Source organism: Kitasatospora sp. NPDC057512 (assembly GCF_042802135.1).
Taxonomy (GTDB): Bacteria; Actinomycetota; Actinomycetes; order Streptomycetales; family Streptomycetaceae; genus Kitasatospora.
In genome coordinates this window covers 1-1,568 of record NZ_JBHVET010001168.1, presented here as the reverse complement: position 1 = coordinate 1,568, position 1,568 = coordinate 1, and the positions used below count along the sequence as shown (strand labels likewise).

At 77.7% G+C, this 1,568-nt stretch carries 1 protein-coding gene; it reads left to right on the top strand.

Annotated elements, in window-relative coordinates:
• The first annotated feature begins 165 nt into the window (after window positions 1-165).
• Complete coding sequence (locus tag ACFU6K_RS38600; RefSeq protein ID WP_380671278.1) at window positions 166-1,539, top strand: hypothetical protein; 1,374 nt, start codon at window positions 166-168, stop codon at window positions 1,537-1,539.
• Window positions 1,540-1,568 lie beyond the last annotated feature (29 nt).

The window sequence follows — 1,568 nt, the reverse complement described above, 5'->3', positions numbered from 1 at the left end:
GAGCGTCGCCACCGGGCCGGCCACCGACGGCGCCGTCGAGGCGCCCACCGCCGAGCTGCCCGCCCAGGGCGCGCCGCAGGCCGCCGAAACCGAGCTGGCCGTCCCGAAGCAGGCCGTCGCCGTGGACCGGAAGCAGGCCGCCACCGTGGACCAGGAGGAGGCGCGGTGACCGGGCCGGCCGAGCAAGCCGACGGTACGACCGTTCCCGCGCAGCGCTCCGGTCGGCACGCGGCCCCGCGCACGCCCGTACGGGTCCGGCTGCGGGGCCGGGCGCTGGCGCTGGCCGCGGTGCCGACCGCGCTGCTGATGGCCGCCGCCTACACACCCAACCCGGCGGTCGCCGAGTCCGTGGCGGGCAAGCCCTGCGGCACCGCGCCGGCCGCCGTGCCGGACGTCGCGCCGGTCGAGACGCCGGTGCCCAAGAGCGAGCTGCCCGAGCCGCCGCCGGGCCCGTCCACCGCTCCGGGCACCGCTCCGGGCACCACGCCCACCGCCGGCCCCTCGACGGACCCGGGCTCGGTGCCGTCCCAGGCGCCGACCCAGGCACCGACCACCGGGCCGGCCCAGCAGCCCACCTCGCCGGTCAAGCCGCCGGCCGCCGCGACGCCCACCACCACCGGCCCGGCGGCCCGGGCGGGGCTGATCGACGGCCTCGTCGACGGCGTCAACCGGCTGCTCACCCCGAACGGCGCGCCGAGCCCGACCCCGCCCCCGAGCGGAGCCCCGGCGACCACCCCCGCGCCGCCCGCCGGCCCGGCCGCTCCGGCCGCCCCCGCCCCGCACGCGGACGCCCCGGTGCAGGCCCCGGCCGCCGCCGCACCCCAGGCCGCGCCGCCGGCGACCCAGCCCGCCGCCGACGAGCCCTCGCCGACCGCCTCGCCCACCGCCACGCCGAGCGGCAAGGCGAGCACCAAGCCGAAGCCCTCCGCGGACGCCTCGGCGACGCCCTCCGCGGGCACCTCCGGCAGCCCGTCCGGCACGCCCACCGAGAACCCCAACTGCGATGTGGACGCCCGGGGCCTGACCGCCGGCGCGCCCGCCCCGGGGCACGTCGTCCCGGAGCAGAACTGGACCCTGAAGACCAGCCGGCTCGCCCTGCACGGCGCGGCCTTCCACGGCGTCTACGACGTGAAGACCCTGACCGGCACCAAGCGGGTCCTGAAGTTCGTGGTCGACAGCGTGGACATCGACAACCTCGACATGTCGACCCTGGAGGGCAACGGCGTCACCTTCCACGTCCAGGGCGCCCCGGGCTCCACCTCGACGATGCGCAAGGGCCCGGTCACCATGTACGTGGAGCGGCTGTCCGGCCACCTCTCCAAGGTGCTGGGCCTGCCGATCCCGATCGACCTGGGCGAGATCACCCTCACCCCGGACACCCTGCCGCGCTGGCTGTACGACCTGATCGGCTCCATCCCGATCCCGCTGGACCTGGAGCTGACCGGCGTCACCGCCAAGCAGGCCGGCCAGTTCGGCGGCACCCTGCGCATCCCCGGGATGCGCCTGTTCAACGACGACGCCCCCTACAGCGACAAGTAGCGGACGCCGCAAGGACCGTGGGGCGGCCC